This is a genomic window from Candidatus Solirubrobacter pratensis (assembly GCF_000425945.1).
GTDB lineage: Bacteria > Actinomycetota > Thermoleophilia > Solirubrobacterales > Solirubrobacteraceae > Solirubrobacter > Solirubrobacter pratensis.
Map to the genome: position 1 here is coordinate 359,782 of NZ_AUEK01000003.1, position 15,766 is coordinate 375,547.

The window sequence follows — 15,766 nt, forward strand, 5'->3', positions numbered from 1 at the left end:
GAGGCTCCTGGCCCAGCACGCTTCTGGCGATCACGCTCGATCACCGGGACGGGCGAGTTCGCGCGCAACCGATCATCGCCGCGCGCACAGGACCGGATCGATCACGCGGCCTCGCGAACCGGGCAGGCAGACCAGCCGCCGGCCGTCGAGGGTGAAGGTCGGCACAGCGGGCGATCGTAGGCTGTCGGGCATGATCCGCCCGATGCGACTCGAGGACGCCGGCGCGGCGCACGCCCTCGCCGTCGAGACGTTCGAGGCCTATGCCCGCAGCCGCAACGAGGCGCCCGAGCCGCGCCCGGACCCCGTCGCGGTCCGTCCCCGCTACGAGCGCCTGGCGCGCAGCGATCCGGGCGGTGCCTGGGTGGCGGAGGAAGGCGGCCGCCTCACCGGGTGCGCGATCTCGATCCTGCGCGAGGGCGTGTGGGGCCTGTCGCTGTTCATCGTGCACCCCGAGCGGCAGTCGGCCGGCCTCGGGCGCGAGCTGCTGCGGCGGGCGCACGACTACGCCGACGGCGCCCGCGGGCGCATCATCCTGTCCTCGCGCGATCCGCGGGCGCTGCGGGCATATGCGGGGCTCGGCCTGACGGGGCATCCCGCGTTCTGGGCCTCGGGCATCGCCCGCGACGTCGCCGAGCCCGAGGGGGTCCGCGAGGCGACGCCGGACGACCTGCCGTTCCTCGACGACGTCTCGCGTCACGCGCGCGGCGCGGCGCACGGCGACGACCTGCGGACGCTGTGGGAGATGGGGGCGACGATCCTGCTTGCCGAGGGGCGCGGTTTCGCGGTCACGCGCGGCGGCGGGCCGGTCCGCCTGCTCGCCGCCTACGACGACGCGGGCGCGCAGGATGTGCTGCGCGCGGTGCTCGCGCGCTCGCAGGGGCACGTCGCCGTCGAGTGGCTGACCGCCAAGCAGGCGTGGGCTGTGCCGGTCTGCCTCGAGGCGGGGCTTGAGCTGCGGACCGACACCGGCCCGGTCTTCACGGGCGGCGACGTCGGGCCGTTCGCGCCGTATCTGCCGAGCGGCGCCTTCCTGTGAGACTTCTCACCCTGGGCTCTAGCCTGCTCCATGCCTACGCTTCAGAAGTCAAACTATTGACATTGCGTCCAGGAACGAGGAGAAGCTCCCCATGGCCAAGAATCCGCGCTCGCTGAACGGCAAGGTCGCTGTCGTCACGGGCGGCGCCCGCGGCATCGGCAACGCGATCGCTCATGCACTCGCGCGCGAGGGGGCCGTGGTGGCCATCGGCGACTTGGACCGCGCGGCAGCCGAGGCCGCCGCGGCACAGCTGGGCGGCCGCTCGCTGGGCCTCGCGCTGGACGTCACCGACCGGCCGGGCTTCACGGCGTTCCTGGATGCCGTCGAGCAGCGCCTCGGGCCGCTGGACATCGTCGTCAACAACGCCGGCATCATGCCGGTGCAGCCGCTCGAGCAGGAGTCGGACGCGAGCATCACGCGGCAGCTGGAGATCAACCTGCACGCGGTGATACACGGGACGCAGGAGGCGATGCGCCGCATGCGGCCGCGCCGCACGGGCCACATCGTCAACGTCGCGTCGCTCGCCGGTCGCGCCGCCGCGCCCGGCCTGGCGACTTACGTCGCCACCAAGCACGGCGTGATCGGGCTCTCGGAGGCCGTGCGCGCCGAGCTGCGCGGCTCCGGCGTCGAGGTCACTGTTGTGATGCCGGGCTTCGCCCGCACCGAGCTCGCCGGCGGCGTGCCGGATCTGCGTGGCGTCAGGCGCGTGACGCCCGAGGAGATCGCGGCGGCCACGATCGATGCGCTCAAGGTCCCGCGCTTCGACGTCTGGGTACCGCGCCGGCTCGGCCCCCTGGTCGCGTTCGGCGCGATCCTGCCCCGCAGCTGGCGCGAGGCGGTCTCCCGCGCGATGAACTCCTCCGCGGTCGCCCACACCGACCCAGGCGCCCGCGCGGCCTACGAGGCGCGCGCCGCGGAGAGCGCCCCCGCCGTCGAGGCCGAGGCTGAAGAGGCGCAGGCGGCGTAGCCGGCTTCTGAGACGGACGTCTCAAGGACGATCCGCTCGGTCGCGGGTCCTGTCCTCGCGGGACCCGGGTCGTCGGTCGACCCGACGCCCGCGCGGCAGGCGCTGTCGCCTGCCGCGGTCGACGCGCCGACCCCCGCACGCCCACGAGGCCACTCGCGAGTGATGCGGCTGCGACGCAGCCGCGTGGCCACCGGGCGGCCCGGCTCGCTCAGCTCGACTGGAGCCAGTCGGCGATCGTGGTGCCGACGAGCTCGCCGCGGTCTTCCTGGAGGTAGTGCCCGGCGCCGCGCACGAGCGTGGGCGCCGGGCGGCCGAGCGCGCTCGCGAACGCCTCGCCGGCGCTCGGCGGCAGCGGCTGGTCCTCTTCGCCCCAGAGCATCAGGAGCGGGCGGCGGTCCTCGCGCAGCGCGGCCAGCACGCGCGCGCCCTCGGCCGCGCCCGGGTCACCGGGGTCCTGTGGCAGGATCGCCGGAAACGCCCGGGCGCCCGCCTTGCTCGCCTCGTTCGGGAACGGGGCGTCGTAGGCGGCGGCGACCTCGTCGCCGGGATCGCTCGCGCAGCCGCGCCGCACGAGGAAGCCGATCGGCAGCTCCTCCGCGCGCTCGACGAACGCGGCGAAGCGCTGCCAGGCCGGGCTCATCGGCTGGCGCCCCGTGAACAGCCCCGTGTCCATCAGCACCAGCCGCGCGACCCGCTCGGGCTGTTCGACGGCGACCCGGAGGCCGATCGGCCCGCCCCAGTCGTGCAGTACGAACGTCGCGTCGCGCACGTCGAGGTCCTCGAGCAGCGCGGCGAGCAGATGCACGTGGCGGTCGTAGGAGTACCAGTCGCGGTCGATCGGCTTGTCCGAGCGGCCGAAGCCCGGCAGGTCGGGCAGGATCACGCGGCGCCCCGCCTCCAGCAGCGGCGGGACGACCTTGCGCCACAGGAAGCTCCACGTCGGCTCGCCGTGGAGCATCAGGACCGGCGCTCCTTCGCCCTCGTCGATGTGGGCGAGGCGCAGGCCGTCGTAGGCGCGGAACCTCGTCTCCCACGGGAAGCCGGGAAGCCCGTCGAGCAGCACGTCGGGGGTGCGGATCGCGTCGGTCATCGCTTCAGCAGCGGCTCCAGCCTCGCCGCGTCCTTGGAGACGGTGATATGGATCGAGCGTGCATCGCGCCACCACTGGATCGCGCCGAGCACGCGCAGCCGGTCCAGAACGTACTGGAACGCCACCGCCTGCGCCGGCGAGGCGTAGCGGCGGGAGACGTCCAGCCGCCCGCCCGCTGTGCCCGTCACGTTGAGCGACGGCGCGCCCGAGATCGTCTTGACCAGCGCGCCGGCGTAGAGCGCGAGCGCGGCCGCCTCGCTGCGCAGCCGCGCGCCGGGCGGAAAGCGCATCCCCGAGGCGCTCCGCACCGCCACCAGGTCGCCGTCCGCGGCAGGGGGCGCGGGTGCCTCGAGCAGCGCCGATTGGCGCGCGAGCCGCGCCGGGTCGGTGCGCATCAGCCGCATGATCGCCTCGGCGGCGCCGATCTTCCAGAAGTAGTTCGAGGAGTCGTCGCCGAAGCCGGACAGCTTCGCGTAGGCCGCGGCGTGGCGCAGCGGCGTCGAGTCGAAGTACAGCTGCGCATACGGCACCGGGCCCTTGCCGTAGGCCTTCAGGACGCCGTCCAGGTTGCCCATGCCCATGTGGTAGGAGACGAACGCGAGATCCTCGCGGCCGAACTTGTTCTTGGCCATGGCGAGGTAACGCGCCGTCGCGGCGAGCGCCTTGCCCGGGTCGAAGCGCTCGTCGACGCGGGCCCGGGCGCGCTCCAGCGCCGCCACCCGGCGGGCGCCGGCGGCGCGCGCGATCCGGCGCGTGTAGCTCGCGCTGCGCGCCGTATCGATCTTCATCCCGAGCAGGTCCTGTCCCGTCTCGGCGAGGATCTGGGTGAGCCCCGCGGCGCTTTGAACGCCGCCCGCCGTCGCGTCCGGCCGGCCGGCGCTCTCGAGGAACACGAGGCCCTCCAGCCGGTCGGCGCGGACGCCGGCCGCCTTGGCCGCCCGCTCGATCTGCGGGCGGAAGCGGGCGACCCGCGCGGCGCTGACCGCGACGCCGCCGGGCGACAGCTCGTACAGCGCGCCGGCCGTGCCCGCCGCGGCGCGGCGCGAGAAGTCGGCGGAGCGGTCCGGCGCCCACGCGTACGGATCGGCGAGCGGCTTGACGCCCTTGGGCGCCGGGACGGTCGGGACCGCCACCGTCCGGCCGTGGTCCTTGCGCAGGGCGAAGGCGATCGAGACGACGACGATCAGCGCGCCGGCGACGAGCGCCAGGCGCGAGCGGCGGGGACGGACCACGCATCCCAGGGTGGCAGGATGCGGCGCATGAGACGGCAGGCGGTCCTCGCGTGGCGGATGCGCCGCCGCCGAGGCCGAGGCCGCCCGCCTTCACGCTTCCCGCGTGACGTGGGGCTAATCTGCGCGCCACGCCCGCGCTCGTGACCCTCTCCGCCTCCTTCGGAGCCGGCGGCAGCCGGGTGGGTCCTGCCGTGGCCGAACGGCTGGGCGTCGAGCTGCTCGACCGCGCGATCCCCGTGCGGGTGGCGGAGCGCCTCGCGGTCCCGCTCGACGACGCGCTCGCGCACGATGAGTCGCTCGGCGACGCGATCGGGCGGCTCGCGTCCTCGTTCGCGCTGCTGCCCGAGCTCGCCGGAGCGATGGTGCAGGCGGGCGTGCTGGCGGGCGAGGACTACCGGCGCGAGACGGAGCGCATCATCCTCGAGCACGCGCCGCGCGGCGAGGTCGTGCTCGGGCGCGGCGGCGCGATCGTCCTGCGCGAGCACCCGGAGGCGCTGCACGTGCGCCTCGACGGCCCGCAGGAGCGCCGGATCGAGCAGGCGATGCGGCTCGGCGACCTGGAGCGCGCGGACGCGCAGCGGCTGCTGCGCGACAGCGACCGCGCGCGCGAGGCGTATGTGCGCCACTTCTACGCCGCCGACGCACGCGACCCGTCGCTCTATCACCTGGTGATCGACTCGACGGCGCTTCCGCTGGACACCGTGGTCGACGTGATCGTCGCCGCCGCGCGGTGACGCGGACGCTCACGCAGCTCGAGCTCAACCGCGCGGTGCTCGCGCGGCAGGGCCTGCTCGAGCGCTTCGACGCGCCGCTCCCCGGCGTTCTGGAGCGGATCGGCGGGATCCAGGCGCAGTACGCGCCGTCGATGTACATCGGACTCTGGTCACGTGTCAACGACCTCGAGCGCGATGCCGTGACCGACGGGCTGGAGCGGCGCGGCATCGTCCAGGCGACGCTGATGCGTTCGACGATCCACCTCGTCTCGAAGGCCGACTACTGGCCGCTCGCCCTTGCGATCCGCGGGGCTCGGCGCGTCTCGTGGCGGCGCGCGACCAAGAGCACCGCCGACATGGATGCGGCGGCGGCGACGGCGCGCGAGGCGCTGCGCGGCCGCCATCTGCGCCGCGCGGAGCTCGAGCAGCTCGTCGGCAAGGAGGCCTTTCACGGGCTCGGGCTGTGGCTCGACATGGTCCGCGTGCCGCCGTCGGGGACGTGGGAGCGCCGCCGCGCGGACCTCTACGGCCTCGCGGAGGAGTGGGTCGGCGCCCCCGGGGACGCCGGCGACGCGCACGCGACGCTGGTCCGCCGCTACCTGCAGGGCTTCGGTCCGGCGACCCGCAACGAGATCGCCAACTTCGCCGGGCTGCGCGTGAGCGACCTCGAGCTCGACGGCCTGGACCTGTGCCGCTTCGCCGCCGAGGACGGCGCGGAGCTGCTCGACCTCCCCGGTGCCCCGCTCCCGGGCGCGGACACGCCTGCGCCGCCGAGCTTCCTGCCGACGTGGGACGCGACGCTGCTGGGCCACGCGCGCCGCGCGCTGATCATCCGCGAAGAGGATCGCCCGCGGATCTTCAGCTCGAAGACCCCGCAGTCGTTCCCGACGTTCCTCGCCGGCGGCACCGTCGCCGGGACGTGGCGCTTCGCGGACGGCGAGGTGATCCTGGACCCCTGGCGCCCGCTGCCCGCCGCCGACCTGCGGGCGCTCGAGGAGGAGGGCGAGGCGCTCGCCCGGTACCTTGGGGGCCAGTGAGCAGCCCGCACGCCGGCCCGTTCGCCGTCTTCGCCGAAGAGGCCCACGAGGACTCGGCCGATCTGTTGTTCCTGCCCGAGGCGACGGCGTCGGACTGGGCCGTGGTGTTCTCGCACGCCGAGGTCCTTCGCGTCGCCGCGGGGCTCGCGCTCGTCCAGGCCGGCGAGGAGGACCGCGCGCTCTACCTCATCACCGAGGGCAGCGTCGGCGTCCGCCTGCCGCGCGACGAGAGCGCCTTCAAGGTCATCGACGCGCCGTCCGTCGTCGGCGAGCTGGCGTTCTTCGACGGCCGACCGCGCTCGGCGACGCTGGACGCGGTGACCGACGTCGAGGTCGTGCGGCTGGATCAGGAGGGCTTCGCGCGCTTGACCGAGGCGGCCCCTGAGCTCGCGCACGCGATGCTGCGCGACCTCGCGCGCATCCTCGCCCTACGCCTTCGTATGGCTTCCGAGGTCATCGCGAACCTCCGCAGCGCTTAGACTCCGGCGCGCCGGGTCAAGGAGGAGGAGAGAGAGATGCGCAGCAGGATGCTCGCGCTGGCCGCGGTCGCGGCCAGCTTCGTCGTTCCGTCGGCGGCGCAGGCCGCGATACCGAGCGTGTTCGGGGGTGCCGTCGCCTGCACGGTCCAACCCAACGGGCAGCGGTTCTGCGGCACAGGCGCCGCGACGATCCCCAGCTTCGACGGCAGTCCGGTCGACGTCTCGGCGGCGTTCCCGCCGGCGCCCGCGTCGGGTCCCGACGGCCCGTACCCGGTGATCGGCGTCTACCACGGCTGGGGCGGGTCGAAGCTGGCGCTCAGCGGCGCCGACGCCCAGCGCGCGCTCGCGCGCGGCTACGCCGTGTTCACGATGACCGATCGCGGCTGGGGACGCTCGTGCGGGACCGCGCCGCGCGCCGCGGAGTGCGCCGGCAAGGGCTACATCCACCTGATGCACGACGCCTACGAGGTGCGCGACGCGCAGTACGCGCTCGGTCTGCTCGCCGACGACGGGGTGATCGACCCGCAGCGGATCGGCGCGACCGGCGGCTCCTACGGCGGCGCGATGGCGATCGCGCTCGGCGCGCTGCGCAACCGCATCCAGCGCCCGGACGGCACGCTCGCGCCGTGGACGAGCCCGCTCGGCAAGGCGATGCAGATCGCCGCGACGGCGCCGCAGTACACCTGGAGCGACCTCGACACCGCGCTGATGCCGAACGGCTCGAGCCTCGACTACGTCGCCAACGGCACCTACCGCGGCCCGCTCGGCGACCGCCGCATCGGCGTCCAGAAGCAGAGCTGGAACGCCAGCCTCTTCCTCGCCGGCCAGGTGCTCGGCTTCTACGCGCCGGCCGGAACCGACGCGTCGGCGGACCTCGTCGGCTGGAAGGCGACGACCGACTCGGGCGGCCCGTTCGACGCCAACGCCGCCGCCCAGGCGATGACCGACGAGCTGGCCGCCGACCACTCGGCGGTCTACATCGACGACTCCGTTGCGCCGGCGCCGGCGCTGCTGGCGAACGGCTGGAACGACGACCTCTTCCCGGTCGACGAGGCGATCCGCTACTACAACAAGGTCCGCGCGCGCCGGCCGGAGCAGCCGATCACGATGTTCCACCTCGACTTCGGCCACAACCCGCGCGCCGGCACGGTCTCCGCGGCCGACGGCGCGGCGCTCACGGCGGCCGTGAACGCCTGGTTCGACTACTACCTCAAGGGCGTCGGGCCCGAGCCCGCCGACGCCCGCGGCGGCGTCGACATCCTCACGAGCAAGTGCCCCGTGAGCGGCGCCGGAACGCACTTCCACGCGGCGAGCTGGCCGCAGCTCGCGCCGGGCGAGATCCGGCTGAGCACGACCGGGACGCTGACGGCCGCGCCCGGCACGGCGCCGTCGAACGCGTTCACGTCCGGCGATGTGTGCGCGACCACGAGCAGCGCGGACAACCCGTCGGCCGCGACGTACACCGTCCCCGCCGCGAGCTCGGCGTACACGCTCGCCGGCTCCGCCACGATCGTCGCCAAGCTCGCGACTGCGGGCGCGAACGACTTCGTCGCGGCGCGCCTCTACGACGTGGACGGCGCGACGGAGCGGCTGATCGCGCGCGGCGTCCAGCGCCCGGTCGGCGTCGGCGCGGGGCCGGTCGAGCAGGTGTTCCAGCTGCATCCGCAGGCTTGGACCGTCCAGCCCGGGCACGCGCTCAAGCTCGAGCTGCTCGCGCAGGACTCGCCGTACCTGCGCACGTCCTCGGCCGTCGCGCCGCAGCAGCCCGTCGGCGTGACCGACCTGCAGCTGCGGCTACCGGTCGTGAACGCCCCCGGAACCGATCTCGGCAACGGCGTCACGGTGGCGGCGCCGGTGGCCAAGGTCGTGCCGCCCGGCTACAAGCTCGCGCCGGGCTGGGCGACCTACGCGGACGGGACCGCGGGCGGGACGGTCCCCGCGACGCTCGCGCTCAGCCTCGGCGGCCCGGCGAGCTTCGGGGCGTTCCGGCCGGGCGGGCAGGACGAGTACACGGCGCAGACCACGGCGACCGTGACATCCACCGCAGGCGAGGCGACCCTGACCGCGTCGGGACCCGTCCAGCTCCGCAACGGCGCGTTCAGCCTGCCGCAGCCGCTGCGGACCGAGATCGCGCCCGGGAGCTGGTCCGGGCCCGTGTCCAACGGCACGGCGGCGATCACGTTCCGGCAGGCGATCGGTGCGACGGATGCGCTGCGAACCGGCGCCTACGCGGCGACGGTGACGTTCTCGCTGTCGACGACGAACCCCTAGCGAAGCGGTCGACGCCCCAGCCGAGCAGTCCGAGGAACCCGAGGCCCAGCACCAGGACCACGAGCGAGGCCGACGTCCACAGCCAGGCCGGGACGTCCGGCCTGCGCTCGCGCTGCAGCAGGTCGCGCGTCTTCTCCAGCGGGCGCGTGACCCGCGCGCGGGCGGGGACCTCGCGCACGGGGATGGCGGAATCGGCCGGCTCGTAGACCGGCGCGGCGACGAGCGCGCGGCCGCTGTCGATCAGGACGAGCGACTTCCAGTCGCCGCGCGCCGGCACGGCGTCGCCGGTGCGGTAGACGCCCGGCGCGAGGCGGCGCAGCGTCGCCTCCCGCCGCGGCGGCCCGCCCTGCCATGCGACGTAGCGCACCGATGCGGCGTCGTCGGCGAGCGCGGCGGGCTCGACGCGCACCGTCATCCCGGCGCCGTCGCGCACGATCGTCGCGCGCGCACCGGCCGGGGTGTGCTCCACCAGGCCGTCGGCGATCACGGCCGCGAACGCGGCGAGCGCGGCGGTGGCGAGCCATCGGCGGGGTGGCTCGCGCCGCAGCGCGCCGCCGAGCTGGCCGCCGATCACGGCGCCCGCGACGCCCGCCACGACCGCCATGATCGCCGCCTCGGGCAGCAGCGCGGGCGTCCAGGCGATCGGCATCGCCGCCTGCGTCCACGCCCACTCGCCGGCGAGGCCGACCGTCGCCGTCAGCGCGCCCGCCGTGACCGGGCCGCGGCGCGCGAGGAAGGCGAGCTCGACGGCGATGCCCCCGGGGAGGAAGAGCGGCATCAGCGGCATCGCCTCGCCGGCGAGCTTGACCGTGAGCGCGGTCGCCAGCGCCATGGCGAGCGCGAGCCCCGACGCCGCCAGGGCGCCGCCGGGGCCCGCCCAGCGCCGGGCCGCGACGAGGGCGACGCCGCTCGCGAACGCGATCAGCGCCGGCTGCAGCACGAGCCGGAACTGGGGCACGCTGAAGTCGAACTCGCCCATGAAGGCCGACAGGCCGACGAGCAGCGTCGCGCAGGCGAGCACGCGCGCGAAGCACAGCCGCGAGCCCGACTCCGCGAGCAGCACGGCGACCCCGACGATCGAGAGCACGCCGCCGCCCATCATGATCAGGTGCGTCGGGCCCCAGAGCGTCACGTCCTGCCCGAACAGCCGGTGCCAGACGTCGTCGAGCGGGAAGCCGGCGAGCGCGAACGTCCCCGCCGCAGCCAGCAGGATGCCGCCGGTCGGCCGGCGTCCCGGGGTGCCCAGCGCCAGTGCCAGGAACCCCGCCGCGAAGATCCCGTAGAGGCCGAGGAGGATCAGGTAGTGCGCCGGGTTCGCCAGCGGCCCGGGGTCGCGGCCCTTGTCGATGTGCAGCGACATGTCCCACATCAGCCCGAGGTAGACGGTCACGAGCGAGACGCTGACCACGCCGAGCGGGAGCCCCGCCCACGGCGGGATGCGCTGCCAGGCGCCGATGCGCTCGGCGAGGGCGCCGATCCGCGTCGGCCGGCCCGCGCGGTGCGCGAGGGCGAACGCGAACAGGAACGCGTAGGCGACGCTCACGAAGCCGACCACGATCGCGATCTGGCCGAGCTCCGCTCCTCCAGCGGGAGCGGCGGCGGACATCCTGGGTACGCTAGCGTACATACGGCACCGTAGGTTGCGGTTCCTCACACATGGCCCCAAGCACCGCCCCACGCCGCCGCGCTCCGCGGCTCCCGATCGAGGTCCGCCGCGAGCAGGTGCTCGACGCCGCGCTGCGGATCATCTGCGCACGCGGCTACGGCGCCGCCAACATGGAGGCGATCGCGCGCGAGACGGGCGTCGCCAAGACGGTCGTCTACGAGGCCTTCGGCGGGCGCGGACCGCTCCTGCGCGCGCTGCTCGAGCGCGAGGAGCGCCGCATCCTCCCGACGCTCGCGGCGGTGTCCCCGCCGGAGGGCGACCCGCGCGAGGTCCTGGTCGCCTGGGTCGAGCGCGGCCTGCGCGCCGTGCGCGAGAGCCCCGCCGAGTGGCGCCTGCTGCTGGCGCCCGCCGTCGAGACGCCGGAACTGGTGCGCGAGCACGTCGAGGCCGGCCGTGCGGTCGTGCTGGAGCAGCTGCGCGCGCTGCTGCGTCCGCTACGCCCGGCCGATCTCGAGCTCACCGCGCGCGCCGTCCTGGCCGTCGCCGAGCGCGCGGCGCTCGACGTCCTCGACGGCGACGCCGAGCCCGACCGCTACATCGCCTTCGCACGGGCCACATTCGCGGCGCTCACCGGCTGATCCGCCGCCGTCCGCCGGCCGCTCGGGCGGCGAGGCCCCGGTGTAACCGCCGGCGCCACCGGGAAGGCGCCTGGAAGTGAACGGCCTCTTGGTCGGGCTCCTCGCCGCCGCCGCGGCACCTGGTCCCTCGCTCCCCGTGGGCGGGAGCCTGATGCGCGCCGACGGCGCCGTCGTCGAGCAGCGCACGGTCACCGTCGATCCCGTCCGGGCGCCGGACGTGCGCTCGCTGACGCTCTCCGTGGACGGGCGCCGCGTGGCGGGGGGCCCGCCGTGGAGCGTGGCGACGCGCGAGTACGGCGACGGGCCGCACCGCGTGGAAGTCACCGCGACCGACGCGGCGGGCCGCGCGACGACCGAGACCGCCGAGGTGCGCTTCGCACGTGCCGGCCCGCTGCCGCCCGATGCGCCCGCGGGGACGACCTTGCTGCGCGGCGCGCGGCCGGGCGACGCGCTCGGAAGCGCGGTCGCGAACGTCGGCGACGTCGACGGCGACGGGAGCGAGGACGTGCTGGCCGGCGCTCCCGGCGCCCGTACCGCCTACCTCGTCCTGCGCGGCCGCGTGCTGCGCTTCCGCGGCGACGCCGGGACCGGACGCGCCGTCGCGGCGGGCGGCGACGTCAACGGCGACGGCTATCGCGACCTCGTCATCGGCTCCGCGCGGCGGACGTACGTCGCCTTCGGCGGACCGGCGCTGCGCTCGCTCGACCTGCGCCGGCTGGGCCGGCGTGGCCTGACGATCCCCGCCGCGGGCGCGCTCGCATCGCGCCGGCTGGGTGACTTCGCGGTCGACGGCGACGTCGACGGCGACGGGCTCGACGACGTGGCGATCGGCGAGGGCGAGACGACCGCCGTCGCGCGAGGCCGCCGGTCCGCAGGTTTGACACCTGTCACATACCGGATCCAAGGCGCCGGGCGGTCCGTCGCGTTCCCGGGTGACGTGAACCACGACGGGCGCGCCGACCTGCTCGCCGTGGGCGACGGCGGCGCTGACGTGGTCTATGGCGGCGGCGGCGGCGGGTTCCGCGTCCGCGGCGACGTGACGTCCGCCGGCACGGTCGGCGACGTCGACGGCGACTCCACCCCTGACCTCCTCCTCGGCGGCCCGAGCGCCGCCTACGTGGTGTTCGCCCAGCCCGGCGGCGACATCGACCTGCGTGGCGACTTCCCCGGGTTCCGGATCGACGCGCCGCCCGGCGCCGGGCCGGCGACGGTGATGGGCACAGGCGACCTCGACGGCGACTACGCGCCCGACGTCGCCGTCGGCCTTCGCGGCGCGGCCTACGTCGTCTTCAGCCCGCTCGCGCAGAAGGTCGTCTCGCTCGCGGACCTGCCGGGCGAGCTGGGAGCGCGGATCGGCTCCGGGCCCGCCGTCGACGGCCTCGACGCGTTCGGAGCCGGCGTGCCGGCCGCGATCGCCGGCGACCCGCGCGGGGCCGGCAGCGTGGCGGTCGTCTCCGGGTTCTCGGGCGCGGACGCAACCGGATGCCTGCCGGACGCGCTCTGGAGCTTCCCGCTCTCCGCCGATCACGTCCTACCGCGCTGCCGCCGCGCGTCGCGCCTGGTCGACTCGCCGGCGTTCAACCCCGGTCCCGATGCCGGCCAGATCGGCCGCTTCAACCCCGCGCCGGCCTGCGGCGCGCCGTCGCGCACGTGCCAGCCGACCGCCTACCGGAGCGGCAACGCGCGCATCCACGGGCCCGGCGTCGGCCCCGCGACCGGCGCGATCGTCGACCTGGTCGACTCCTACGGCGCGCGGTTGGCCGCGGTCCAGCGCGCCGGCCCGGACTGCTTCACCGTCTTCGACCGCGACCTCACGCGCGTCGGCGCCACGTGCGATCCCACCGGCGATCCGCGCGTCCCGCATCCGATGGAGGTCCAGGTCCAGGGCCGCGCGTGCATGGCGACCGATGCGCTCGAGCAGTCGCACTACCTCGTGCGCCTGCTCGACCCCAGCGGACCGCCCGCCGGCGCCTACCGCGAGCTGCAGGGCTTCGTCCGCCGCGACCAGGTCACGCTCGGGTCCGAGCAGACCACCGTCGGCGGCGCGACGTACAGCCCGCAGGAGCTCGCCGAGGCCGCGTACTCCGGCTGCGGTCCGGCGCCGCCGAAGCGCCGGGCCGTGCCCATCCCGTTCATCGCGCTGCCGGGGCTGCCGTCCGGCGACCGCCTGTTCGGCTTCGAGGACCGCTACGTCTCCAACGCCTCGTTCGCGGACTGCGAGGGTCATGCGCCGCCGCCCGACCTGCGGCCGGGCTGCTACGGCCCGTACGCGAACTACCAGGTCCCGACGCTCGCGGCCAAGGACCCGCAGGTGGCGACCGGCGATCCCCGCGCGGGCGCCGACTGGGCCGCGCTGACGGTCTCGAGCACCGGCGTCAGCGGCTCCGGTTACCCCGCGCACCCGCAGGACGGGCAGGACGTCGACGCCGCAGGCGGCGGTCTCGTGCGCGCGATCGTGCCGCGCGGCCGCCCGTTCACCGCCCTGGACGCCTTCGCCTACGCCGACCCGAACGTCCCGTGCGACACGCCGCGCGTCGCGCGCTGGGCGTACGGCTTCGCGGTCCCGCGGCCGGGCGAGCGCGCGATCTACGGGTGGACGCCGTTCCGCGAACCGCAGGGGGTGCGCGAGCGCAACGGGCTCTCGCCGGCGTGCCCGTGAGATGCCACGAGCCCGATCGCAAGGCCCACGAGCCCGCCGCTGCGGCGCCGCTCGCGGCGGACGGACAGCTGCGACGCGTCCCAGGTCGGGACGCTGGGCACGGGCGTCCCGGGACGCGTGGGCGGCGGCGGGGGTGGAGGCGGCGGGGGCGCGGGGCGCGGTGCCGCCGCGACGAGCGAGAGCTGCGCGGAAGGATGCGGCGGCCCGTCGAGGCCCAGCTCGAGCTGGCCTTCGCACTGGCGGGCGAACCGCGGGGGGCGCTCGACGTCGAGCAGGAACGCGAGCTGCGGCCGCGATTCGTCGGCCGCGGCGCCGGCCGATGCGGGGACGAGCGCCAGCGCGAGCTGCTCGAGCGGGTGGCCCTCCGCCTCCGGCTCGGGCTCGGGCTCGGCCGGCGCGGCGGCGCCGACCGCGGCGGCGACCGCGAGCTGGATCTGGCCGGGCAGCCGCTCGAGGTGCTCGTTGAACGCCGCGGTCACGAGCTGAAGCTGCTGTGACAGAGCGTCGCGTTCCGCGAGGCGCTCGAAGCGCAGTTCGACGAGCTCCTCGCTGATCTGCTCCAGCCGGCCGCGCAGGCCGTCGGCCTCGCGCTCGGCGCGGTGGCGCCGGCGGTCGAGCAGCGGCATGCCGATGAAGAGCGCGGCGCCGCCGCCCAGCCACAGCAGCCCGAGCGGGCTGCCGAGGAAGGCCAGCACGCTGCCGCCGGCGGGCAGGCGCCCGACGACGCGCGCCGAGAGCGCGGAGCGCGGAACCGAGAACGGGTCGGGCTCCCTGCGCGCGTCGCCCTTGGTCGTCACCGCGCCGCCGGGCGCGATGCGAACCACGCGATGGATCACGACCGTGGGATAGCCATAGCGCGTGCGGGCGTCGTCCGGGACGTGGACGACGACCACGTCGCCGACGCGGGCCGGGCGGTCGAGCCGCTTGAGCACGGCCATGTCGCCCGTGTCGATCGTCGGCGACATGCTCGCCGACATCACCGTCGCCAGCGGCGGCCACTCACGCAGGTACGCGACGCCGCCGGCCGCCGCGGCGAGCACGGCGGCGACGAGCATCCAGCCCCAGCGGATGCGCGAGGACTGGGCGCGCGCGGCAGACCGCGGCGGCGCGGCGACGCGCATCCGGGCCGGGGCCAGGACCGAGGCGGCGAGGAGGGGGGTCGGCTGCATGGCGAAGCGGGACGGCGCGGGGCGGGCGGGCGGACCCGCCCCGCGGAGCGACTACTGCGAGCGGTCGACGGTCGCGATGAACTCCGGATACACGGTCGGGGCGACCGTGTCGCTGTCGCGGCGCAGGAACGTGCCGCTGATGTCGTGCCCGTCGGCGGTCTTGATGCCCACGCAGTAGACCTTGTCGCCGTCGAGGTTGTTGAAGTACACGCCGGCGTCGTCGGCGTCGAACGCCATCACCTCCTGCGCGGTGCTGGCGCCGGCGAAGTCGGCATCGGCGCAGGACGCGCCGGCCGCCTTCTGGAGCAGCTCGATCTTGAGCTGGATCGTCGACCAGCCCGTGCCGGTCGTGCCCGAGAGCAGCGTGCCGTTGGTCAGCAGGAAGCCGACGTTGTACTTGTTGGGAGCGAGGCCGCTGCCGGTCAGGTCCACCGTGAAGAGGTTCGTATCGGTGACCGAGCCCCAGCGACCGTCCCAGTCGTAGTCGAGCCCGGCGGCGTTGGCCGTGATCTTGCTCTGGAGGTCAGGGCTGTGATCGGCCGGATCGGACGGGTTGATGAACTGCGCCGGATCGTTGGCGCCGACCTGGCCACCGGTGGTGCCGAACCCGGTCGCCCAGACGGCGCCGGTGGCGAGCCCCACGGCGCCGAACGCCAGCCAGGCGGCAAGCCGGCGGCGGGAGCGCGACCGGGGGATCGCGGTGTGAGCTGAATCGATGCTGGACATGGCTCCGTGCCTGTCGGGGGCCGATTCCGTCCGGCCCGGATCGGGTGGTTTCCCGGTTTATCGGCAATTTGCGGCCATTGCTGAGCAGGACTTCACTCGTGGGCGCCGGCGAACCGCCTGCTCAGCGTGCGATCCTGCGCCGC

The 15,766-nt window shown here is 75.3% G+C and carries 13 protein-coding genes; 8 read left to right on the plus strand and 5 right to left on the minus strand.

The window, feature by feature from the left end:
• Positions 1 to 190: 190 nt before the first annotated feature.
• Complete coding sequence (locus H958_RS0101870) at positions 191 to 1,036, plus strand: GNAT family N-acetyltransferase (protein ID WP_037408815.1); 846 nt, start codon at positions 191 to 193, stop codon at positions 1,034 to 1,036.
• Between the two features lie 91 nt (positions 1,037 to 1,127).
• Positions 1,128 to 2,003 (plus strand): SDR family oxidoreductase, encoded by an 876-nt coding sequence (locus H958_RS0101875; protein WP_028057417.1) that lies wholly within the window; start codon positions 1,128 to 1,130, stop codon positions 2,001 to 2,003.
• Between the two features lie 208 nt (positions 2,004 to 2,211).
• Here the strand turns inward: H958_RS0101875 and H958_RS0101880 are convergent, their stop codons facing one another.
• Both H958_RS0101880 and H958_RS0101885 read right to left on the minus strand, forming a co-directional pair.
• The gene (locus tag H958_RS0101880; protein WP_028057418.1) at positions 2,212 to 3,093 is read right to left on the minus strand and encodes a haloalkane dehalogenase; all 882 of its coding nucleotides are present in this window, start codon (positions 3,091 to 3,093) and stop codon (positions 2,212 to 2,214) included.
• A complete protein-coding gene (locus H958_RS0101885; protein ID WP_028057419.1) occupies positions 3,090 to 4,325 on the minus strand; it encodes a transglycosylase SLT domain-containing protein in 1,236 nt (411 codons plus the stop codon). The genes H958_RS0101880 and H958_RS0101885 overlap by 4 nt, the downstream gene beginning before the upstream one ends.
• Before the next feature lie 140 nt (positions 4,326 to 4,465).
• Here H958_RS0101885 and H958_RS0101890 point away from each other — a divergent pair, with 140 nt between their 5' ends.
• The 4 genes from H958_RS0101890 to H958_RS0101905 are packed head-to-tail and all read left to right on the plus strand — an operon-like array spanning position 4,466 to position 8,825.
• Entirely contained in the window at positions 4,466 to 5,059 is a 594-nt protein-coding gene (locus tag H958_RS0101890; RefSeq protein ID WP_081685511.1) for a cytidylate kinase-like family protein, read from the plus strand.
• Positions 5,056 to 6,075, plus strand: a complete 1,020-nt coding sequence (locus tag H958_RS0101895) for a winged helix DNA-binding domain-containing protein (protein ID WP_028057421.1) — start codon at positions 5,056 to 5,058, stop codon at positions 6,073 to 6,075. Before H958_RS0101890 ends, H958_RS0101895 begins: the two co-directional genes overlap by 4 nt.
• On the plus strand, positions 6,072 to 6,554 hold the full coding sequence (locus H958_RS0101900; protein WP_028057422.1) for a Crp/Fnr family transcriptional regulator: 483 nt from the start codon (positions 6,072 to 6,074) through the stop codon (positions 6,552 to 6,554). Before H958_RS0101895 ends, H958_RS0101900 begins: the two co-directional genes overlap by 4 nt.
• A gap of 36 nt (positions 6,555 to 6,590) precedes the next feature.
• Positions 6,591 to 8,825 (plus strand): S15 peptidase family protein, encoded by a 2,235-nt coding sequence (locus tag H958_RS0101905; protein WP_028057423.1) that lies wholly within the window; start codon positions 6,591 to 6,593, stop codon positions 8,823 to 8,825.
• Here the strand turns inward: H958_RS0101905 and H958_RS34295 are convergent.
• Positions 8,731 to 10,431 (minus strand): hypothetical protein, encoded by a 1,701-nt coding sequence (locus H958_RS34295; protein ID WP_051323691.1) that lies wholly within the window; start codon positions 10,429 to 10,431, stop codon positions 8,731 to 8,733. The two genes, H958_RS0101905 and H958_RS34295, sit on opposite strands and share 95 nt — an antisense overlap.
• Positions 10,432 to 10,481: 50 nt before the next feature.
• On the opposite strand from H958_RS34295, the gene H958_RS42605 reads away from it, so the two are divergent.
• Both H958_RS42605 and H958_RS0101920 read left to right on the plus strand, forming a co-directional pair.
• Positions 10,482 to 11,069: a TetR/AcrR family transcriptional regulator gene (locus tag H958_RS42605; protein ID WP_051323692.1), complete on the plus strand. Its 588-nt coding sequence runs from the start codon at positions 10,482 to 10,484 to the stop codon at positions 11,067 to 11,069.
• A 76-nt stretch (positions 11,070 to 11,145) separates the two neighbouring features.
• Complete coding sequence (locus H958_RS0101920; RefSeq protein WP_156027604.1) at positions 11,146 to 13,728, plus strand: FG-GAP-like repeat-containing protein; 2,583 nt, start codon at positions 11,146 to 11,148, stop codon at positions 13,726 to 13,728.
• Here H958_RS0101920 and H958_RS0101925 read toward each other — a convergent pair.
• Entirely contained in the window at positions 13,656 to 14,897 is a 1,242-nt protein-coding gene (locus H958_RS0101925; RefSeq protein WP_028057425.1) for a S26 family signal peptidase, read from the minus strand. The two genes, H958_RS0101920 and H958_RS0101925, sit on opposite strands and share 73 nt — an antisense overlap.
• A 51-nt stretch (positions 14,898 to 14,948) precedes the next feature.
• Positions 14,949 to 15,623, minus strand: a complete 675-nt coding sequence (locus H958_RS0101930) for a hypothetical protein (RefSeq protein ID WP_028057426.1) — start codon at positions 15,621 to 15,623, stop codon at positions 14,949 to 14,951.
• Positions 15,624 to 15,766: the final 143 nt, after the last annotated feature.